We start from the raw sequence: 328 nt of genomic DNA, 5'->3' as shown, positions 1-328 counted from the left end.
CCTTGTCCCGACTTTCCGTAAATGATCCAGCAACCGGACTTTTCAGGACGACCGAATGCCAAATACCATTCACCGTCAAAATCAATATATTCATGTCGGATGTCTTCTAGGTTCTTCTGACTCCAAACTTTCATGCCAGTTCTCCACGCTCGATTTGTTGTTTGATTATACGGTCTTCGATCATGCCGGACAGTTCACGCAAATCATCGGTAAACCAAACATATTTTCCCGGCACAGGCTCTTTTTTCTCTTTATTCAACTTTCCCCAAATGTTTTCCTGTTCCTCCGTATCATTGATCCCGTTTGCCGCGCAAATGGCTTTGACATC

The 328-nt window shown here is 44.2% G+C and carries 1 pseudogene; it reads right to left on the bottom strand.

Annotated elements, in window-relative coordinates:
- Positions 1-130 precede the first annotated feature (130 nt).
- Positions 131-328, bottom strand: a pseudogene (locus HMPREF2794_RS00775) (ATP-binding protein); the annotation flags it as partial.

This window comes from Bacteroides sp. HMSC067B03 (assembly GCF_001811315.1).
In the GTDB taxonomy this organism is placed as follows: domain Bacteria; phylum Bacteroidota; class Bacteroidia; order Bacteroidales; family Bacteroidaceae; genus Bacteroides; species Bacteroides faecis.
Note: the sequence above shows the minus strand (reverse complement) of the source record. Positions and strands in the feature narration are given on the sequence as shown.